Annotated in this window: 22 protein-coding genes and 1 pseudogene; 12 read left to right on the forward strand and 11 right to left on the reverse strand. The window is 68.8% G+C overall.

What is annotated here, in order from left to right; all coding sequences use genetic code 11:
• Positions 1-10: 10 nt before the first annotated feature.
• From bla to IFU30_RS00210, 3 genes are read right to left on the reverse strand one after another with little or no spacing between them, the layout of a single operon-like run.
• On the reverse strand, positions 11-949 hold the full coding sequence (bla, locus tag IFU30_RS00200) for a class A beta-lactamase (protein WP_192003912.1): 939 nt from the start codon (positions 947-949) through the stop codon (positions 11-13).
• Positions 946-1,350: an SRPBCC family protein gene (locus IFU30_RS00205; protein WP_192003913.1), complete on the reverse strand. Its 405-nt coding sequence runs from the start codon at positions 1,348-1,350 to the stop codon at positions 946-948. The genes bla and IFU30_RS00205 overlap by 4 nt, the downstream gene beginning before the upstream one ends.
• Positions 1,351-1,358: 8 nt before the next feature.
• Positions 1,359-2,243 carry an AraC family transcriptional regulator gene (locus tag IFU30_RS00210; RefSeq protein WP_192003914.1) on the reverse strand — a complete coding sequence of 295 codons (885 nt, stop codon included), beginning with the start codon at positions 2,241-2,243 and terminating at the stop codon, positions 1,359-1,361.
• Between the two features lie 122 nt (positions 2,244-2,365).
• Here IFU30_RS00210 and IFU30_RS00215 point away from each other — a divergent pair, with 122 nt between their 5' ends.
• The 4 genes and pseudogenes from IFU30_RS00215 (at position 2,366) to IFU30_RS00230 (ending at position 5,429) form a co-directional block, all read left to right on the forward strand.
• Complete coding sequence (locus IFU30_RS00215; protein ID WP_192003915.1) at positions 2,366-2,914, forward strand: carboxymuconolactone decarboxylase family protein; 549 nt, start codon at positions 2,366-2,368, stop codon at positions 2,912-2,914.
• Between the two features lie 27 nt (positions 2,915-2,941).
• Positions 2,942-3,169 carry a hexameric tyrosine-coordinated heme protein gene (locus tag IFU30_RS00220; RefSeq protein WP_192003916.1) on the forward strand — a complete coding sequence of 76 codons (228 nt, stop codon included), beginning with the start codon at positions 2,942-2,944 and terminating at the stop codon, positions 3,167-3,169.
• 104 nt (positions 3,170-3,273) lie between these two features.
• Positions 3,274-4,344: a S41 family peptidase gene (locus IFU30_RS00225; RefSeq protein WP_192003917.1), complete on the forward strand. Its 1,071-nt coding sequence runs from the start codon at positions 3,274-3,276 to the stop codon at positions 4,342-4,344.
• Positions 4,345-4,593: 249 nt separating this feature from the next.
• Positions 4,594-5,429: pseudogene (locus tag IFU30_RS00230) on the forward strand (alpha/beta fold hydrolase).
• 141 nt (positions 5,430-5,570) lie between these two features.
• On the opposite strand, the gene IFU30_RS00235 reads toward IFU30_RS00230, so the two are convergent.
• A complete protein-coding gene (locus tag IFU30_RS00235) occupies positions 5,571-6,038 on the reverse strand; it encodes an LptM family lipoprotein (RefSeq protein ID WP_192003918.1) in 468 nt (155 codons plus the stop codon).
• A gap of 86 nt (positions 6,039-6,124) precedes the next feature.
• Between IFU30_RS00235 and IFU30_RS00240 the strand changes: the two genes are divergently transcribed.
• A complete protein-coding gene (locus IFU30_RS00240) occupies positions 6,125-6,523 on the forward strand; it encodes an AraC family transcriptional regulator (protein ID WP_307783365.1) in 399 nt (132 codons plus the stop codon).
• 9 nt (positions 6,524-6,532) lie between these two features.
• On the opposite strand, the gene IFU30_RS00245 is transcribed toward IFU30_RS00240, so the two are convergent.
• The 3 genes from IFU30_RS00245 to IFU30_RS00255 form a co-directional block, all read right to left on the reverse strand.
• On the reverse strand, positions 6,533-6,991 hold the full coding sequence (locus IFU30_RS00245; RefSeq protein WP_192003920.1) for an NUDIX hydrolase: 459 nt from the start codon (positions 6,989-6,991) through the stop codon (positions 6,533-6,535).
• Positions 6,992-7,071: 80 nt separating this feature from the next.
• Positions 7,072-7,647, reverse strand: a complete 576-nt coding sequence (locus tag IFU30_RS00250; RefSeq protein WP_192003921.1) for an NUDIX hydrolase — start codon at positions 7,645-7,647, stop codon at positions 7,072-7,074.
• A gap of 41 nt (positions 7,648-7,688) precedes the next feature.
• Positions 7,689-8,072, reverse strand: coding sequence for a cupin domain-containing protein (locus tag IFU30_RS00255; RefSeq protein ID WP_071262105.1), 384 nt, complete (start codon positions 8,070-8,072; stop codon positions 7,689-7,691).
• A 203-nt stretch (positions 8,073-8,275) separates the two neighbouring features.
• Between IFU30_RS00255 and IFU30_RS00260 the strand changes: the two genes are divergently transcribed.
• From IFU30_RS00260 to IFU30_RS00275, 4 genes are all read left to right on the forward strand, one after another.
• Positions 8,276-8,911: a phosphatase PAP2 family protein gene (locus IFU30_RS00260; protein ID WP_161578592.1), complete on the forward strand. Its 636-nt coding sequence runs from the start codon at positions 8,276-8,278 to the stop codon at positions 8,909-8,911.
• 49 nt (positions 8,912-8,960) lie between these two features.
• The gene (locus IFU30_RS00265; protein ID WP_197977344.1) at positions 8,961-9,743 is read left to right on the forward strand and encodes a phosphotransferase; all 783 of its coding nucleotides are present in this window, start codon (positions 8,961-8,963) and stop codon (positions 9,741-9,743) included.
• Positions 9,744-9,844: 101 nt separating this feature from the next.
• Positions 9,845-10,318, forward strand: coding sequence for a GNAT family N-acetyltransferase (locus IFU30_RS00270; RefSeq protein WP_192003922.1), 474 nt, complete (start codon positions 9,845-9,847; stop codon positions 10,316-10,318).
• Positions 10,319-10,458: 140 nt separating this feature from the next.
• A complete protein-coding gene (locus IFU30_RS00275) occupies positions 10,459-10,968 on the forward strand; it encodes a hypothetical protein (RefSeq protein WP_192003923.1) in 510 nt (169 codons plus the stop codon).
• Here the strand turns inward: IFU30_RS00275 and IFU30_RS00280 are convergent.
• Entirely contained in the window at positions 10,923-11,327 is a 405-nt protein-coding gene (locus tag IFU30_RS00280) for a VOC family protein (RefSeq protein WP_124767731.1), read from the reverse strand. The genes IFU30_RS00275 and IFU30_RS00280 overlap by 46 nt on opposite strands.
• A gap of 53 nt (positions 11,328-11,380) precedes the next feature.
• Positions 11,381-11,869 (reverse strand): MarR family winged helix-turn-helix transcriptional regulator, encoded by a 489-nt coding sequence (locus IFU30_RS00285; protein WP_137243013.1) that lies wholly within the window; start codon positions 11,867-11,869, stop codon positions 11,381-11,383.
• Positions 11,870-11,965: 96 nt separating this feature from the next.
• Between IFU30_RS00285 and IFU30_RS00290 the strand changes: the two genes are divergently transcribed.
• Positions 11,966-12,757 (forward strand): SDR family NAD(P)-dependent oxidoreductase, encoded by a 792-nt coding sequence (locus IFU30_RS00290; RefSeq protein WP_192003924.1) that lies wholly within the window; start codon positions 11,966-11,968, stop codon positions 12,755-12,757.
• 58 nt (positions 12,758-12,815) lie between these two features.
• On the opposite strand, the gene IFU30_RS00295 is transcribed toward IFU30_RS00290, so the two are convergent.
• Both IFU30_RS00295 and IFU30_RS00300 read right to left on the reverse strand, forming a co-directional pair.
• The gene (locus IFU30_RS00295) at positions 12,816-14,132 is read right to left on the reverse strand and encodes a DUF7507 domain-containing protein (RefSeq protein WP_192003925.1); all 1,317 of its coding nucleotides are present in this window, start codon (positions 14,130-14,132) and stop codon (positions 12,816-12,818) included.
• A 229-nt stretch (positions 14,133-14,361) separates the two neighbouring features.
• Positions 14,362-15,252, reverse strand: a complete 891-nt coding sequence (locus IFU30_RS00300) for a MurR/RpiR family transcriptional regulator (protein ID WP_192003926.1) — start codon at positions 15,250-15,252, stop codon at positions 14,362-14,364.
• Between the two features lie 202 nt (positions 15,253-15,454).
• Here IFU30_RS00300 and IFU30_RS00305 point away from each other — a divergent pair, with 202 nt between their 5' ends.
• Both IFU30_RS00305 and IFU30_RS00310 read left to right on the forward strand, forming a co-directional pair.
• Positions 15,455-16,780: an MFS transporter gene (locus IFU30_RS00305; RefSeq protein WP_197977345.1), complete on the forward strand. Its 1,326-nt coding sequence runs from the start codon at positions 15,455-15,457 to the stop codon at positions 16,778-16,780.
• Positions 16,777-17,940 (forward strand): anhydro-N-acetylmuramic acid kinase, encoded by a 1,164-nt coding sequence (locus IFU30_RS00310; RefSeq protein ID WP_342450774.1) that lies wholly within the window; start codon positions 16,777-16,779, stop codon positions 17,938-17,940. The genes IFU30_RS00305 and IFU30_RS00310 overlap by 4 nt, the downstream gene beginning before the upstream one ends.
• Positions 17,941-17,958: the final 18 nt, after the last annotated feature.

Genomic DNA, 17,958 nt, shown 5'->3' on the forward strand with positions numbered 1-17,958 from the left:
TGAGCGACCGCTATCGATCGAATGCGGCGAGCGCGACCCTCGCCGCCTCCGCGACCAACGCGTCGTCGTACTCGGCGTCCGGGTCGAGTGTGTTCGTGAGGATGGTCAGGACGATCGGGTCGCCGCCCGGCCGGTCGATGATCGCGATGTCGTTCCGGATCCCACCCGCACCCCCGGACTTGTCGGCCACCTGCCATCCCGCCGGAGCAGCGGCCCGGATCAGCGTGTCGCCGGTCGCGTTGCCGCTCATCCAGGCGAGGAGCGTCGCCCGGTCGGCGGACTCCAGGTAGGAGCCGTCGACGAGGCGGGTCAGGTCGTCGGTGAACGCGGCAGGGGTGGTGGTGTCATCGGTGCTGCCCGGTTCGATCACGTTCAGCAGCGGCTCCGCGTTGACGACCTCGGTCACCTCATCGCCGAGCGTGACGAGGGCGGCGTCCAGCGCGGCCGGCCCACCGATCCGCGCGAGGACGAGGTTGAGGGCCGTGTTGTCGCTCCGCCGGACGGCGGCCTCGGCGAGCTGTGACAGGGGCAGGCCGGTCTCGACCTGTTCACTCGTCACCGGCGAATAGCCGGCCGCCTCGACATCCTCCGCCGACCAGGTGATGACCTCGTCACGCGCCGAGCCACGCACCTCGTGGAGGAAGACGGCTACGGCGAGCGCCTTGATCGTCGATGCGTACCCGAAACGCTCGTCCGCGCGGTAGGACAACCGGGCGCCGGTCCCCATATCGAGGGCGCTCACGCCGACGCGCGCGCCGAACTCGGCCTCCAGGGCTTGGAACTCGACCGACCGGTCGGGCATCGACGTGGGCGGGGCCGACGGTGGGGCCGAGACCGGGGAACTCGGTGACATCGACGGGGACGGAGGAGCGGAGGCGCACCCCACGAGCCCGAACACCAGCGCACCGGCCAGGGCGACGGCGACGACACCACCGGTGCTCCGCGTCATCGAACGCCGGCCTGCCCGGCGACCTGGTGATCGAGGCGCTCGAGGTCCGCCTCGACCATGGCGACGTCACGCGCGAACGCGTCGTCGTCCAGCTCGATCTGGCGCACGGTGAACACCACCTCGGCACCCTCCGGATGGGCCAGGACACGCACCGGGTTGGTGACGACGGTCCCGGACGGCAGGGTCACATCGTGGTCTAGCACCCCGAGATGGTTGCGCTCGACGAACCGGACCTCCACCCGACCCATCGGCGACTCGACGAACAGCGAGTCACCCTCCCGCACCACCTCGGCCTGCGCGAGCCCGGCCGCCCACCGCGGGAGGTTGTCGACGTCAGACGCGTACTCGTAGACGGCTTCCGGCGAGGCGCTGATGACCCGGCTCACGTGGCGACTTCTCATGGACGGCATCATGCCACCTCGGTGCGCGAGCCATCAGGCACGTCGACGGCCGCAGCGAGCCACGCCCGCGGTGAGGCGCCGACCCGCTGGGAGAAGGCGCGGGAGAAGGCCGGTGCGCTCGCGTAGCCGAGGCGCGAGGCGGTGAGCCCGACCGGCTCACCAGCGCGGAGCATGCCCTGCGCGAGCGTCACCCGCCACGTGGTCAGGTACTCGGCGGGCGGCACGCCCACCAGTGAGGCGAACCGCGCCGCGAAGGTACTGCGCGAGAGCCGCGCCTCGTCGGCCATCGAGGCCAGTGTCCACGCCTCACCCGGAGCCTCGTGGATCGCGACGAGGGCGCGTGCCAGAGCCGGATCCGCCAGCCCCGTGAGGAGCCCAGCCGGCAGGCCGACCTCGTCCGTGTGGTCGAGCATCCAGCGGAAGAGCTGCATGAGCACCACCTCGAACAGACGATCGACGATGACCCGCTGCCCGCAGGCGCCGGCGTCGACCTCGGAGAACAGCAGGTCGAGGGCGGGCCGGAGCGTCGTGACGGCGTCGAGCGGGATCACGACGACGGGCGGCAGCGCCAGGAGCAGTGGGTGCGTGGCCCCACCGTCGACGTCGATCGTGGCGCAGGCGAAGTCGGAGTCCTCAGTGGGCGCGTTGTGGAAGGCGTGCTCGAGCGGCCTCGGGTAGAACAACAGACTCGGACGATCGACGATGACGGTCTCCAGCCGACCGTCGGCCTGCTGGTGGGTCACCGACATCTCGCCGTCACGGAGCACGTGGAGGAAGCCTCGTCCGGGCGACGCCGCGAACGTCGTCACGCCGCACAGCGGACCGGCGTGGAAGAGGCTTGCGCGGATCCTGAAGTGCTCGAGCATCGACGACAGGCGGTCCACGGGTGGCATGCGGACAGCATCGCAGACGATCTGCACTGAAGTCCAGGCGAAATGCATCGAATCGTCCGGTACTGACGCACAGGATGGAGGCATCCCCGGAAAGACCGGGGCAATCAGGACAGGAACCCCTCATGTCACTCATCCCCCTCGTCGACCCCGAGACCGCGACCGGCACCACGAAGGAGCAGCTCGACCAGATCCATGCCGCGTTCGGAACCGTACCGGCGATGTTCGCGACCGTCGCCAACTCGCCCGCCGCGCTCACGAGCATGTGGTCGGCCTTCGGCGCGTTCGGGTCGAGCAGTTCGCTCGGCGCCGCGCTCGGCGAGCAGATCGCCGTCGCCGTCGCGAATCGCAACGCGTGTGAGTACTGCCTCGCCGCTCACTCGGCCCTCGGTCGCAAGGCAGGTGTCAGCCGCGACGCGATGTCCGCCGCGCAGACGGGCCAGTCGGACGACCCGAAGACCGCCGCGATCCTCGCGTTCGCCCTGCGGCTCGTCGAACTCCGGGGTCAGATCCCCGCCTCCGACGTCGAGGCGCTGCGCTCGCACGGTGTCACCGACGAGCAGATCGTCGAGATCGTGGGTCAGGTCGCCCTCAATCTGTTCACGAACTACCTCAACGTCGCGCTCGAGGTGCCGGTCGACTTCCCGACCGTGCCGCTCCGTCGCGTCGCCTGAGCTCGACCGGGAACGACAGGCACCGACATGTCCGAATCCTGGCTCCCGAGCCTGCTGACCCCGACACCCGAGGAGGGTTACGCACTCGCGATCAAGCTCTCGAGGACCGGCGTCAAGATGACCCAGCCCGACGCGGACGTCCGTGCACGCCTACGGGTCGCGTATGCGGAGAACGCCGACAGCCTGATGGGCGCCTCCCAGGTCATCGCGATCAACTTCCAGACCGTCAGCGCAGCGAACGGCTACTGGCGCTGAGCGACACGACGAAGCACCACGATCCCGCCCGCGGATGACACTCCGCGAGCGGGATCGTCCTGCGGGCTGACGATTCGAGCATCGACGATTCGTAACCTGGAGGCATGCCCGGCATCACCCGCAATCGACCACCCTTGGCATCACCGGCCCCCATGGGACAGCGACGTCGTCGGCGTCGGCGTGGCCTCATCGCTGCCGTCGTCACGGCATCATTCCTCGCTTTGGTGGTCGGCGGCGCCGTCGTCGCCGCGCCGCTCCTGCGGTCGTACGGGATCTACCTCGTCCCGCCGTCGCCGCAGACGTACGCGGAGGTCGCGCTCGACGCCATGCGACAGGGTGTCGCGGCCACACCGGAACGCTACGCCGAGGTGCGGGCACGGGCCATGACCTCCGTCGCGGACGCCTCCGACTACGCCGACACCTACGGACCGATCGCGGAGGCGGCGACCGAGTTGGGAGGTCCGCACACCACCTTCAACGATCCTGCGGCCGCGGCGGAGCTGTTCGGCCCGTCGTCGGGGTCCGAGGCCGAGAACGAACCGCCCACCGTCACGTCCACCGACGGTGTGACGACCATCCGGCTCCCGACACTCATCGGTGGCGGCTCCGGGAGCGACTCCTTCGGCCAGCGATACATCGACACGGCCGTCGACGCGATCACCGCCGCCGCGCCCCACACGTCGGCATGGGTGGTCGATCTGCGGGACAACCATGGCGGCAACGTGTGGCCGATGTTGGCCGCCGTGGCACCCCTGCTCGACGACGGCACCGTCGAGACCTTCGAGTCCGTCGACAGGTCGACGGTCGTCTCGGTGTCGGGCGGCGCCGTGTCGTCCGACGGTAACCGACAGAGCGCGGCGACGAAGCCGCAGCCGAAGGTGGACGGCCCGATCGCCGTGGTCATCGACGGGATGACCGGCAGCTCCGCCGAGGCGGTCGCGATCGCCTTCATCGGGCAGTCGGACGTGCACGTGTTCGGGCAACCGAGCTACGGCTTCAGCACGGCCAACCAGCCGGTCCGCCTCTACGACGGTGCGGTCGTCAATCTGACCGTGGCCGTCGACGCCGACCGTACTGGCAAGCGCTACGGCGTTCCGATCGAGCCCGACACCGCCGTCGAGGACTTCACGCAGCTCCCCGCGGCGATCAGCACGTGGCTCGCCGACCGCGGCTGAACGATCCGTCCACCGAGAGTGCCCGTTCTGCTCGCCGAACTGCTCCGGAAGTGCAGAACGAGCACTCTCGGCCGCTCGGAACTGGACGTCTGCACCAACCGGTTTGGACAGGTGTCGGGACTTTCCGCGGACCAGCGAAACGGCCGCCTCGCCGCGTTACCGTGGTCGCGCTCCCACATTCCGTGGAAGTGGAATTCGCGAGAGTCGTTCCGAGCACGGCTTGGCTCGACATGAGCTTGGAGGTCAGTCATGCCATTCGTGACAACGGACGACGGCACGGAAATCTACTACAAGGATCTGGGCGACCCGACGGCGCAGCCCATCATGTTCCACCACGGTTGGCCGCTGTCGTCGGACGACTGGGACGCGCAGGTCCTCTTCTTCCTGTCGAAGGGGTACCGCGTCGTGGCGAGCGACCGCCGTGGGCACGGGCGTTCCTCGGAGATCGGCACCGGTCACGACATGGACCACTACGCCAGCGACGTGTCGGCGGTCGTCGAGCACCTCGACCTGCGCAACGTCGTCCACATCGGGCACTCGACGGGTGGCGGTCAGGTTGCGCGGTACGTCGCCAAGTACGGCGAGCCGCAGGGTCGTGTGGCGAAGGCGGTCCTGGTCTCGTCCGTGCCTCCGCTGATGGTGCAGACCGACGCCAACCCCGAAGGGACACCCATCTCGGTCTTCGACGGCTTCCGGAGCGCGCTCGCCGCGAACCGGGCGGAGTTCTTCCAAGCCGTGGCTTCGGGCCCGTTCTACGGCTTCAACCGCGACGGCGTCACCGTGTCCCAGCCCGTGATCGACAACTGGTGGCGTCAGGGCATGACCGGCAGCGCCGTGGCCCACTACGAAGGCATCAAGGCGTTCTCCGAGACCGACCAGACCGAGGACCTCAAGGCGATCTCCGTGCCGGTCCTCTGCATGCAGGGCGATGACGACCAGGTCGTGCCGTACAAGGACGCGGTCATCAAGCAGGCCGAGCTCCTCAGCAACGCGACCCTCAAGGTCTACGAGGGCTTCCCGCACGGCATGCTGACCACCACGCCGACATCATCAACCCCGACCTCCTCGCCTTCATCGAGCAGTAAGAGAACCACCGTCGGAGACGTGCGGCGCACCCGGGTGACCTCGGGTGCGCCGTTCGTGTGATGGCCGAGTCCGGCCGTCGCAATGACCCGACGTCGATCCCTCGGCGGATGTCTCCGCTGGTGTTCGGGCGAACGGTCGACTCAACGACGCACACATGGACCCGACGCGCCCAGGACGAGGACCGGCCCCCACTCGGACGTGTCAGCGAATTCGTCGAGACGCACGTAGTAGCCGTCATCGGAGATGAAGGAGACGCCACTCGTGAGGTCTGAGGAGTCGTCGGCTGCGACCACCTTCTCGACCTTCCAGGCCGCCCTGTCGGCATACATCGCTGCAGCCTCGTCCAACCAGGCGTTGCGATCGAAGTCCTCCGCGACGCTCACGGTGATGCTGCCGTCGTACTGGACGGCACCGACGCTGCAGGCGAGTTCCACGTCGTTCTGGCTCACCGTCGACGCTCCGTCCGGCAAGGTCGCTTCGAACTCCTGACGCAGGGAGAGCGCTTGTTCCTTGGCAGACTCGTAGCTCGGCCCACGGTCGAACACACCACACCCCGCCAGTGCGCCGACGAGACACAGGGCGAGGAGAGTGCTGACGGCGCGGCGCATGGGGACCTTCTTACCACGGCGGCACGTGTTAGACACGAGGCATGAGGCACTTCCCGATGACGCATGAGCTCGGCCGGATCGACGTCGTGACGCTCGACGACATCGCCGCCCTCAGTCAGGACGTCGCACTCGACATCGAGCAGGTGCAGGCGGCCTGGCCGGCGTTCGAGAACTCGTTCGACTCGTTGCGGGGCCGCAGGATGATGGGCCTGGTCTACGGAGGAAGTGACAGGTACCGCATGGCGTCCGCGCGGCTGGACCGGGATGCCGACAACCCGCTCGGCCTGGAAGAGACCGTGGTCCCCGGCGGCGACTACCTCAGGCTGCGTCTTCGCGGCGAGACGCCCGGCGTCTACGCGCAGATCGCCGGCGCGTTCGACGTGCTCTTCGACCTTGCTGATCACGACGAAGACCGCCCCCACATCGAGCACTATCGGCGCGACGGCGAGGTCGACTGCCTCGTTCCAGTCAGGTCGCCCAGCTGAGCTGTCGGCTCAGCCCACCAACGGGTACCAGTGTCGGTCGCGCAGCTGATGCTCGTCATCGTCGAGACGCACCCAGGTTCCGTCAACCATCGGAGTCGCGTCCGAAGCCCACACGCCGAAGTGGGCGGCAGGGACCGGCCAGTCGTATCCGTCGGCCAGCGCCTCCACGACGTTGCGCACGGCGCCGATGAACCGAAGGCCAATGGCCTCGCCGGTGATGCGTTGCGCCAGCTCACGAACGGCCGCCGTCCCGTCCACGTCATCGGATACAGCCTCGAGCATTGGCAGATCGAGCCGCCCTGTGCCCTGCCTTGGCACGCAGAACACCTGGTCGGAGTCGCGCAGGAGCAGGCGCACGACCGCCATCGGCCGGGGTGGTGTCGTCCGGCGGACCACCTCGGCCCTGCCGCCAGGAGGCAGCCACGGCGCGTCGTGCGTCACGTGGACGAGCGTCTCGTCTTCGTTCACGCCGCGAGCGTACCCGAACCCGGGGAGTGTGACCGGTGCCGCCTGCTCGAACTCTCGGTCAGATGCGCTCGCGGAGATAGCTACTCGTTTGCCACTCCCAGCGGCGGGAGGATGCCCTGAGCCGCCGCCATGGCTCGAGCGACGATGAGCGGCGGGTCGACGATCGCTCCGGTGGCGATCAGTGCGTCGAGCTCGGACAGCGGGATGCGCACGAGCCGCACCTGCTCCGCGGGATCCGACAGGTCCACCAGGCCGGAACGGATGCCTCGAGTCGAGATGAACAGGTGTGTCGGCCAGGACGCCCGCCCCGGGTTCATGAAGAAGGTGTGCATCGGTCGGAGGTCGTCCGGAACGATACCGAGCTCCTCTTCGAGCTCACGCCGAGCGGCATCGAGCGGGGCTTCGTCCGTTCGACCGGCACCGCCCGGCAGGTCGTGGATCCAGCGGTCGAGCGGGTATCGGTACTGCCGGGCGAGGAGCACGTCGTCGCCGTCGATGATCAGCGAGGCGACGGAGAAGGGAACGCTCTCGTCGACGAGATAGCTCGACCGCGACCCGTCCGGCAATCGGACCTCGTGGTCGACCAAGGTCACTCGACCTCGGTGGACCGTCGTCTTCCCGAGCGTGGTCCAACGTGATTCATCCGGAACAGACATCCGCCCACCCTACGGTCGAGTGCCGTCCGGCGATCATGTCCTCAGCGGAAGTCGCCCAGCTGACGCTCGACGGGCACCGTGCCCTCTACGATCACGTCACCGGTGTGGGCGGTCGTGACGGTCTCGATCAAGACGATCTCGACCTCCTCGTCGGCGATGGGATTGTGCTGCACGCCCCGCGGCACCACGAAGAACTGGCCGGGCGTGAGCACGACTTCCTCATCGTCGGGGAGCTGGATACGGAGCGTGCCCGAGACGACGAGGAACATCTCGTCTTCGTTCGCGTGGTCGTGCCAGACCAACTGGCCGAGGAGCTTCGCGACCTTCACGTATTGATCGTTGACCCGCCCGACCACTCGAGGAGTCCAATGGGCCTCGACCTGTCGGAGTTCGGCGGCGATATCGATTCCGGAGAGAGCGGTCATGCATCCATCGTCTCGCGACTGACGTGCCTCGTGGCACGGTATCGCCCCTCGGTCTCGGTGCGCGCCGGCTTCCGACCACACAACTGCAGCGCTGAACGCGCCGGTTGCACGATCTCAGCGCTCTCCACATCCGACTCGGTGCCGACATCAGGGCCATCCGGAGTCCGATGTGCCGCTCACAGCTCGTCACTACGGTCGAGAACATGCCACTGCCCCTGCCATCTCGCCGCCTACTCCTGCCGTTCGGTGCTGCGACCCTCATGGCACTTGTCCTGCTCGTCGTCCCGGCACCGGGCAGCGTCAGCGTCGTCGGCACGCGCTGGCTCGCCGCCCTCGGCTCGGCCATCCCGAACGTCGAACTCGCCTCGGAGATCGGCCTCGCGCTCCTGGCGGCGACGACGATCTCGACGGCGGCGTTCGCCTGGATCCGCCACCCGGAACGGCGGGCGCGGCTGCTGGCCGGCGCCGCCGGGGTCGGCCTCGCCTACGCCGCGAGCGAGGGACTGAAACTCCTCTTCGCCCAACCCCGACCATGCACCCGGTGGTCGATCGCGACCGAATGCCCGCCGGCCGGTGACTGGTCACTGCCGTCAAACCACGCGACGCTCGCATTTGGAGCGACCGTCGTCATCGCGATCGCCGTCGGCCGATGGTGGGTCACGTGCTCGGCGCTCGCACTGGCGGCGCTCGTCGCCGCCGGCCGGGTCGCGCAAGGCGTGCACTACGTCCACGATGTCGCCATGGGAGCGGTCCTCGGCCTGGCGGTCACCGCCGCCCTCGTCGCCGCTACGGCGACATGGCAGCGCCGCTCGGCCGCGGCCCGCTCGTCGCTGGGGTGACGGTGACCACACCCGTGACCCGACGGCGCACCTCACCTACGATGACGTGATGGTCGACGACAACGAGCGCGGATTCCGTCGCGCCCTCATCGAAGCGAGCGACCACTTCGGGCTCGATCATGAACGCCTCGAGCCGCTCGGCGGGATGACCGGGCGGGTGTTCGGGATCGACGACGTCGTGCTGCGCCTCGGCTCCCCTGAGACGATCGCGCACGAACTCGCCGCTGCGAACGCAGCCGCCGTGGCGGTGCCGGTTCCAGCGACCGTCGGCACCTTCGTCCCGACCGACGGTGGGCCATGGGCAGCCGCGCTCATCGAGCGGGTCGACGGCACCGTCGCCGCCGATCTCAACGGCGTGACCGCAGAGCGGGCCTTCACGAGGGGTCTCGCCTGCGGTCGTGCGCAGGCGGCGCTGTGGACGGTCCTCGCCCCTCCGGCGTTCGCCTCCATCGACGGCGAACGCTCGCTCCTGCACCTCGATCTCCACCCGTTGAACATCCTGCTGGGGCCGGACGACCGCGTGACCGCGGTCATCGACTGGACCAACGCCGGGGCGGGGTCGCCGGACTACGACCGGGCCAGGACCTCCGCCATCTTCCGGCTGGACCCGCACGCGATGCCGCTGCTCGAGCAGCCGGTGTGGCGGGCGTTCCTCGCGGGCTGGACCGACGGCGCGAACCTCGACGAGGCGTCGACGGCCGCACGCATCTGGGCCTGCCGGTTCATGCTGCACGATCTGCAGCATCGCCACCCCGGGGATGCGTTGGACCATGTGCGTCACGAGCTGGAGGTCCTCGAGCAGGCCGCCGAGAGTGCGCGATCCGTCCCCTGAGACTCCAGGCAAGAGCAGAACGGGCGCTCTTGGCGGCGGCGTCAGACCGGCGGATACCGCATGGCGATCATGCGCGTCTGGCCCCTGCCAGACTGGCGTCGATGATCATCCGCACCGAACGAACCACCCTCGAACCGATCTCACCGGCGCTCGCGCGACGCATCGTCGAACGCGACGAGCGTGACGGTGACGCTTGGCACCCGGAGTACCCCTTCGCCGATGAGCTCGGTCCGCTCCGCGGTCTCGCGGAATCGACCGTCAGCGACCCGATCTTCACGATGTACCTCATCCGTGATGCCGACGGTTCGGCCGTCGGTGGACTCGGCTTCTTCGGACCGCCCGACAGCGACGGTCGCGTCGAGTTCGGCTACGGTCTCGTTCCCGCCGCTCGCGGGGTCGGACTCGCTACGGAAGCAGTCGCCGGCGCACTGTCGTTCGTCGCAGCGCATGGCGCAGAACGGGCGGCCGCGGAGACCGACGTCACCAACCTCGCATCCCAGCGGGTCCTCCTGAAGGCGGGACTCGCCGAGACCGGACGCACGGCCACGACGGTGTCGTTCGCGCGCGAACTCTGACAGGAGATGCCAGCCATGGTCGAAGGCTGATGCCCCTCGCCCTCGCACGACGTGAGGAGACCGTCTGGGTTCCGGGGAACGATGTATGGATCCCGTGAGGACCGGTATTCGGGCAGAATGCGAGGCGTAGACCGGAGGTCATGACCCTCACGACGATCCTGCCTTCACTCCGCCGCAGCATCCCGGACCCGTTCCTCCCCGACCGCTGGCCGGCACACACCCACCTCAGCACCACGGACGTGATCGTCGACGACGTTCCGATGCTGCGCCTCGTCGAGCAGTGCGGAACCCCGTGCGTCCACTCGGCGGCAGCGGTGATCCCCGGCACAGGCGGATGCCCGTCTCCCGTCGAGCAGACCTCCGTGGTCGTCATGCGCGTCGTCGCTGCGGCGTTCGGCGAGGACGGCCATCACCTCACCCTCGACGCCTGCCTCTCAGACGTCGAACCGTGCTGGTCGGAACTCCGGCTGATCGGGCGAGCGTCGACGACGCACACAGTGTCGTTCCACCTCGACAGCGCGGCAGGAACCGAGCAGCGCGTGCTGCTCCCCCGCGACCTCACGGCCGGCGACCTGCTCGCCGTGCCGTGTCGCGGTGAGGTCGTTCAGGCGGTCGGCTCGGCGTCGGGCTTCATCCAGAACGGCGAGTAGTGGTACCCGTCGGGGTCGTCGAACTGGCGCTGGTACATGAACGGGTAGTCGTCGGTGTCGCCGATCCGTCCACCCGCGGCACCGGCCCGCTCGACGAGCTCGTCGACCGCCTCGCGACTGCCGAGGTCGAAGGAGACCGTCACCTTCGAGGGCGTGTCCGGTCCGCCGATCAGCTCCTCGGTGCCGCCGACGCTCGCGTACATCTCTCGGCTCCCGAGCATGACGTATTGCCCGGGAGCGATCTCGAAACAGGAGACCTGGTCAGAGGACATCGCCGCGTTGCGGGTCCAGCCGAGGGCGTCGTAGAAGGCGGTCGCGCGTTCGACGCTCTCGACCGGACACGTGATGAAGAGGCTCATGCGGTCAAGCTACGCCCGGCGTGAGCGCGCCCACAAGGACGTCTTTCCGAGGTTCACTCGGACGGCGCCCACGGCACGGTCGGATCGATCGTCGTCGCGATCCTCGCGCTGATCTCGGCCAGTTGCCGCACCTGCGCCTCCGTGAGCGAGCCGAAGACGAGCTCCTCGACGAGGGCGTGGTGTGCCGGCGTGGACCGGGCGACGTGCGCGTGGCCGTCGTCCGTGAGGACGGCGAGGGTGAACCGACCATCGGTGGGGTCGACCTCGCGTCGCACCCAGCCCTGCTTCTCGAGTCGCGAGACCGCGCGGGAGAGCCGCGAGAGCGTGCTGCTCGCGTACCCGGCGAGCGTGCTCATCCGGAGTGTGCGGTCCGGGGCGGTGTCGAGCGCGAAGAGCAGCCCGTGCTCGTAGTGGGTCAGCCCGCTGTCTCGCTGCAGCTGGGCGTCGAGTGCCGCGGGAAGCCGCTCCACCAAGGTGGCGACTGAGGCCCAGGCCGCGAGCCGCTCGCCGCTGAGGCCAGGATGTTCGGCGGATTCGGTCATGGGGCAAGCCTATTCGACTTGCTTGAGCAAGTGAACCGACCTAGAGTGACTTGCCTGAGCAAGTGAGGCGGCGTATCGCCGACAGAGGGAGACGACATGGACCTACAACTCCGCGGCAAGACGGCGTTCATCAGCGGATCGACCGGCGGCATCGGTGCCGCCGTCGCGCGGAGGCTCGCTGCCGAAGGCGCACGCGTCATCGTGAACGGACGCTCCGAGCAGGCGGTGCAGGACGCGGTCGCCGCGCTTCGGCGCACGCACCTCGATGCCGGCCACGACGGGATCGTCGCGGATTTCGCCGATCCCGCCTCCGTCGAGCGACTGCTCGGTGACCTCGGCGCCGTGGACATCCTCGTGAACAACGTGGGCCAGTTCGGTCTCGCGGAATTCGAGGCCATCTCGGACGACGACTGGTCCCACGTCCTCGAGGTCAACCTGATGAGCGGCGTCCGGCTGTCCCGGCACGCCCTGCCAGGCATGTTGGATCGTGGCTGGGGGCGCATCCTCTTCATCAGCAGCGAGTCCGGCGTGAACATCCCCGCCGACATGATCCACTACGGCGTCTCCAAGGCGGCGATGATCGCCCTCGGCAACGGACTCGCGAAGCTGACCCGCGGCAGCGCCGTGACGGTCAACACGATCCTCGGCGGCCCGACCTACTCGGCCGGCGTCGCCACGACGATCGAGTCGATCGCCGCCGGCCAGGCCGCGCCGGTCGACGCGGTGAAGGCCTCGATCATCGGTCGCAACACCACCACTCTGCTCGAACGCTTCATGGAGCCCGAGGAGATCGCCTCGCTGGCGGCCGACCTCGCGAGCCCACTGGCGTCGGCGACGAACGGTGCAGCCCTCCGCGCGGACGGCGGAGTGCTGACCGGGATGCTCTGAACCCAGCCAAGCACTCCGCCGCTCGTCGAGATCACGTCGTCTCGCTGAGGAACTCGGCTCAGGCGTTCCGGCGGCGGACGAGCAGGAACGCCGCGCCTCCGGCCAGCAGCGCCAGTGCGCCACCCACCGACGCCCACAGCTCCGCACCCGTTCGTGCCAGCTCTCCTCCGGGACGCCCATCGGTGGGCACGACAGGAGTCACTGCCGCAGGGACGCCCGTGTACCACGAGGCATCCGAAACCGACACGGTCTCCAGGTCGGGTCGTGCGGCGCCGGTCGAGTCGGCAGGGACACCGACGGCCGTCGCGGTGTTCATGTAGGGCCCGTCGATGGCCGTTCCGTTCGCGACGCAGGTCACCGACTCGCCGGGGGCGAGCAGCGCGATCACGTTGCCGCCATCACCACAGACGATGTCGGCGCCGTCGACCTGGTCGTCCGTGACGACGACCTCGGCGAGGTGGGTGTTGCCGGCGTTGCCGACCCGGTAGGTCCAGGCGACGGCGCTGTCGATCACGATCTCCGGGCCGGGTGCCTCGGTGACATCCTGATCGTTGGTGAACTTCTCCATCGAGATTGCTGGCGCGACCGCCTCGAGCGGGAGTTCGAACGCCCACCACAACCCGGACATGGGAGTGGTGTTCGGCGAGGAGCCGTTCAGCGTGATCGTGAGGTCGGAGATCTCGGTGTTGGTGGTGAAGGTCTGCGTGACGCCGTTCGCGCCGGCCGGGCACACCGAACTGATGTCGACCTGACCCGTCTCCGCATCCACCGTGACCGCGCCGGGGGTTCCGGATCCGGTGTCCGCCCGGTAATCCAGCCAGGACCCGGCGACATCGGAGGACAGCTGTGCGCTCTCCGACGCCGCGTCGCCGCACACGTCGACGTCGTTGAAGGCCAGGACCGCGCCGGCGGGAAGGGCACCACCTTGCAGACCGGAGAAGTCGAAGGTGTAGGTGGCGCTCCCCTCGTTGTTGAAGACCGTCCAGGAATCCGCGTACACCTGCCCGACGGGCGTCTGTTCGGCGTTGTTGAACTTGGGTCCGATCGTCGGCAGGAAGGTACCGGCATCTGTCCGACCACTGGTCGACACGGCCATCTGGACCTCGCCGATCGCTGCCGGCGGGAGCACCTTGCCGGTCGACGGGTCCGGCTCGCGGAATCGCAGTGGGTAGGTCTGGCCATCAGCCAGCGTGGTCTGGTCCATTCCGGTCAGGCCGGTCACGCCATCGCTGGTCAGAGGCGGGACGGTGGTTCCGATCGGGTGGTCCGGCGTCATCGGTGCAGACGCCGCGTGAGCCGGCGCGGCCATCAGCGTCGAGCCGACGGTGGCGAGGACCGCAAGAGTGATGAGGTTCGTCGTCCGTTTCGTGGACATGGTTCTCCTAGGGGGCGCGGTGCATGGGTGGGCCTCACCGAAGCTGTCGCGAACGCGGGTCATCGACATCCGGTGAAGGGGCGGTGCGGCGGAACGTCATGACGACGCCTCGGGGAGGACGTCAGGTCTCGCCACATATCGACTCGTTTGAGTAACTGATATGTAAGACTTTATACGACGAATGCGAAATACTCAACCGTCGTTGCGGAGTGCAACCGCACGGTCGACGTCACTCGGTCGAGCGACGCTCCCGGACCGCGTCGAAGGTCCGCTGCAGCGCACCGATGGACGACTCGGAGTCGACCTGGGCGACGCCGATGAAGAGGCAGTCGACGACCATCAGCTGTGCGATCCGACTGCCGAGCGCTCCCGAGCGGAACGCCGTCTCCCGCGCGGACGTCTGGAGGACGATGTCCGCGCTGGTCGCCAGGGTCGACTCAGCGTGGTTGGTGATCGCGATGGTCGTCGCCCCGGAGCGGGCCGCGAGCCGGAGGTAGTCGACGGTGTCAGCGGTCGCGCCGGAGTGCGAGATCGCGACGGCGACCGCCTGCTCGTCGAGGATCGCAGCGGCGGTCCAGGCGGCATGAGGGTCGGGCCATTCGAGCGCCACCCGTCCGATCCGCGAGAGCTTCCGCTGCAGGTCGACGGCGACGATGGAGCTCGCTCCGACACCGAAGATGTCGACCCGGCGAGCGCCGGCGACCGCGGCGACCGCACGCGTGAGGGCTGCCGTGTCGAGCGCCTGTGCGGTGTCGGCGATCGAGAGCGATTCGTTCGCGGCGACCTTCGCGACGATGTCGTCGAGACTGTCTCCGGCGACGATGTCGGGCGACTGCACGTTCGTCCCGGCGAGCGCGAGCCGCTCGCGGAGGTTCTCCTCGGTCAGGTCATGGCGGAAGTCCTTGAAGCGGTCGTAGCCGATCTTGCGCGTGAAACGGACGACCGTCGTCGTCGACGTCGATGCCTCTTCGGCGATCTCGGCGACCGATCGCGTTGCGAAGGCACCCGGGTCGGCGAGCAGCGATTCGGCGATCCGCCGCTCGGAGGGACGGAGTTCGTCGAGACGGGCGCGCACCTCGGTGGACACCGCCCGTGATGTCCGGTGGACGTCGGCTCCCATCGGTGCTCCTCTCGACCGTCATCACTGTACCGTCGGCACCCGCGGTCAGGATGTATGGAAATTACCATCCACGATCGAATTGTGTATGTTTGTTGCACCGACTCGCGACCAGTGCCCTCCTCAGGTGCGGACTGGCCGACACGTGTAGCGGAGTACCGCGGGTGCTGCCGGCATGCACGATCCAGGAACCAAGGGAGGTCCCGTGACCAGCTCCACACCACGCAGCGACGTGATCAGCAGCACCGCCCGACGCCGGGCCATCGTCGCCGGCAGCGTCGGCAACTTCATCGAGTGGTACGAGTTCGGGATCTACGGGTTCCTCGCCACGATCCTCGCCGCGCAGTTCTTCAGCGACGGCCAGCAGACCGGTATCGAGTCGCTCATCGCGACCTACGCGTCCTTCGCGATCGCCTTCTTCTTCCGTCCGGTCGGGGCGGCGCTCTTCGGCCGGATCGGCGATCGGATCGGCCGCAAGCCGACGCTCATCCTCGTCCTGGTGATGATGTCCGGGGCGACCGCACTCATCGGCATCCTCCCGACGTACGCCTCCATCGGCATCGCGGCGCCCATCCTGCTCACGATCGTGCGCATCCTGCAGGGCCTGTCCGCCGGCGGTGAGTTCGGTGGCGCCGTCTCGGTCATGACCGAGTTCGCACCTGCCGGGAAGCGCGGCTTCTACGGATCGTGGCAGTCGTTCACGGTCGCACTCGGACTCCTCGGCGGCGCCGGTACCGTCGCGCTGCTGGCATCCCTGCTGTCCGAAGCCGATCTGGCGGCGTGGGGCTGGCGGATCGCCTTCCTGCTCGCCATCCCCCTCGGCGCGGTCGCCCTGTTCCTCCGCCTGAAGCTCGAGGAGACCCCGGAGTTCCAGAAGGCCGCCGCCGCCGACACCACCGACGTCGCCAAGCCGGTGGTCGTGCGGGCGGGCGCCGCCGAGACCGCCAAAGCGATCCTCCTGGGGATCGGTCGCCTGATGGGCTGGTCCGCCGCCGGGTACACCTTCCTCGTCGTCATGCCCTCCTACCTCCAGAGCAGCCTCAACGCCTCGTTCCAGGAAGCACTGATCTCCACGGTGCTCGCGAACGCCGGCTTCGCCGCGACGATCCTCCCGGCCGGCTGGCTGTCGGACAAGATCGGTCGGCGTTGGGTGATGCTCACCGGCACCGGGCTCATCGTGATCCTGGCGCTGCCCCTGCTCAACGTGCTGCAGAACCCGGACCTCGGCGTCGGAGTCCACGGCCTCGCCGTGTTCGTCGCCGGAGCGGTCGTCGGCCTGATCGCGGGCCCGGGCCCCGCCATGCTCGCCGAGATGTTCCCCACCTCCGTGCGGTACACCGGTCTCGGACTGTCCTACTCGATCTCGAACGCCGTCTTCTCGGGCAGCGCCGGCCTCATCATCACGTCGCTGATCGCCTCGACCGGCAACGTCGACGTCCCGGCGTACTACGTGATGGCGACCTGCCTGGTGAGCGCGATCGCCATCGGCACGCTCCGCGGGAACGCCCACCGGGCGGAGCTGCGCAAGTGAGCCGCCCGATGCGCGTCATCGGCCTCATGTCCGGCACCTCGCACGATGCGATCGACGCCGCCGCAGCCGAGATCAGCGTGGACGGCGACACCCTCGTCGTCCGCCCCCTCGGGATGCTCACCGCCGGGTACGACCCGGAACTGCGAGCCGCGATCACCGCAGCCCTGCCGCCGGCAACCACCAGTGTCGACGACATCTGTCGGTTGGACACGCGGATCGGGCAGGCCTTCGCCGACCTCGCGGTGCGAGCGGTCGCGGAGCTCTGCGACGGTGACGCCGACCTGATCGTCTCCCACGGCCAGACGATGTACCACTGGGTCGAGGACGGCCGGGTCGAAGGCACGCTCCAGCTCGGCCAGCCGGCCTGGATCGCCGAACGCACCGGCTGCACCGTCGTCGCCGACCTGCGTTCACGTGACGTCGCGGCCGGCGGGCAGGGTGCTCCGCTCGTGAGCATGATCGACGCGCTCTGGCTGGGGGGCGAGACCGCAGCGGCAGTCAACCTCGGCGGCATCGCCAACGCCACCATCGTGCGGCCTGGCCACGACCCGATCGCCTTCGACAGCGGGCCGGCGAATGCCCTCATCGACGCCGTCGTCGCCGAGCACACCGACGGCGCCCTGCAGTTCGACGCCGACGGCGAGCTTGCCGCGCGTGGCACCGTCGACGAGGAGACGCTCGACCTCCTCCTGCGCGAGCCGTACTACCAGCGCCCCGCCCCGAAGTCGACGGGCAAGGAACTGTTCCACCTCGACTACCTCCGCGAGCAGCTCGCCGTCCGTCCGACGCTTCCGATCGAGGACCTCGTCGCGACCCTGACCGAGCTGACCGCACGGACCGTCGCCGACGCCGTCCGTGGGGTGGAGCGCGTCATCCTCGCCGGCGGAGGGGTGCGCAATCCCCAGCTCGTCGCGCGCATCCGGGCCGCACTCCCCGAGGCCGACGTCGTCAGCAGCGACGACGCGGGCCTCCCGTCCGATGCGAAGGAGGCGCTCGCCTTCGCGGTCCTCGGCTTCCTGACGGTGAACGGCCAGGCGGGATCCCTCCCCTCGGCCACCGGCGCCTCGCACGGCAGCGTCCTCGGCGTGATCGTCCCGGGGCACTCGCTCCCCGCGCGGACGCTCGACGGGCCGCCTCGCTCGCTGCGGTTCGAAGCATGACCGTCGACAACCCCACGG

Origin of the sequence: Plantibacter sp. CFBP 8798 (assembly GCF_014841195.1) — a bacterium.
Classification (GTDB): domain Bacteria; phylum Actinomycetota; class Actinomycetes; order Actinomycetales; family Microbacteriaceae; genus Plantibacter; species Plantibacter auratus.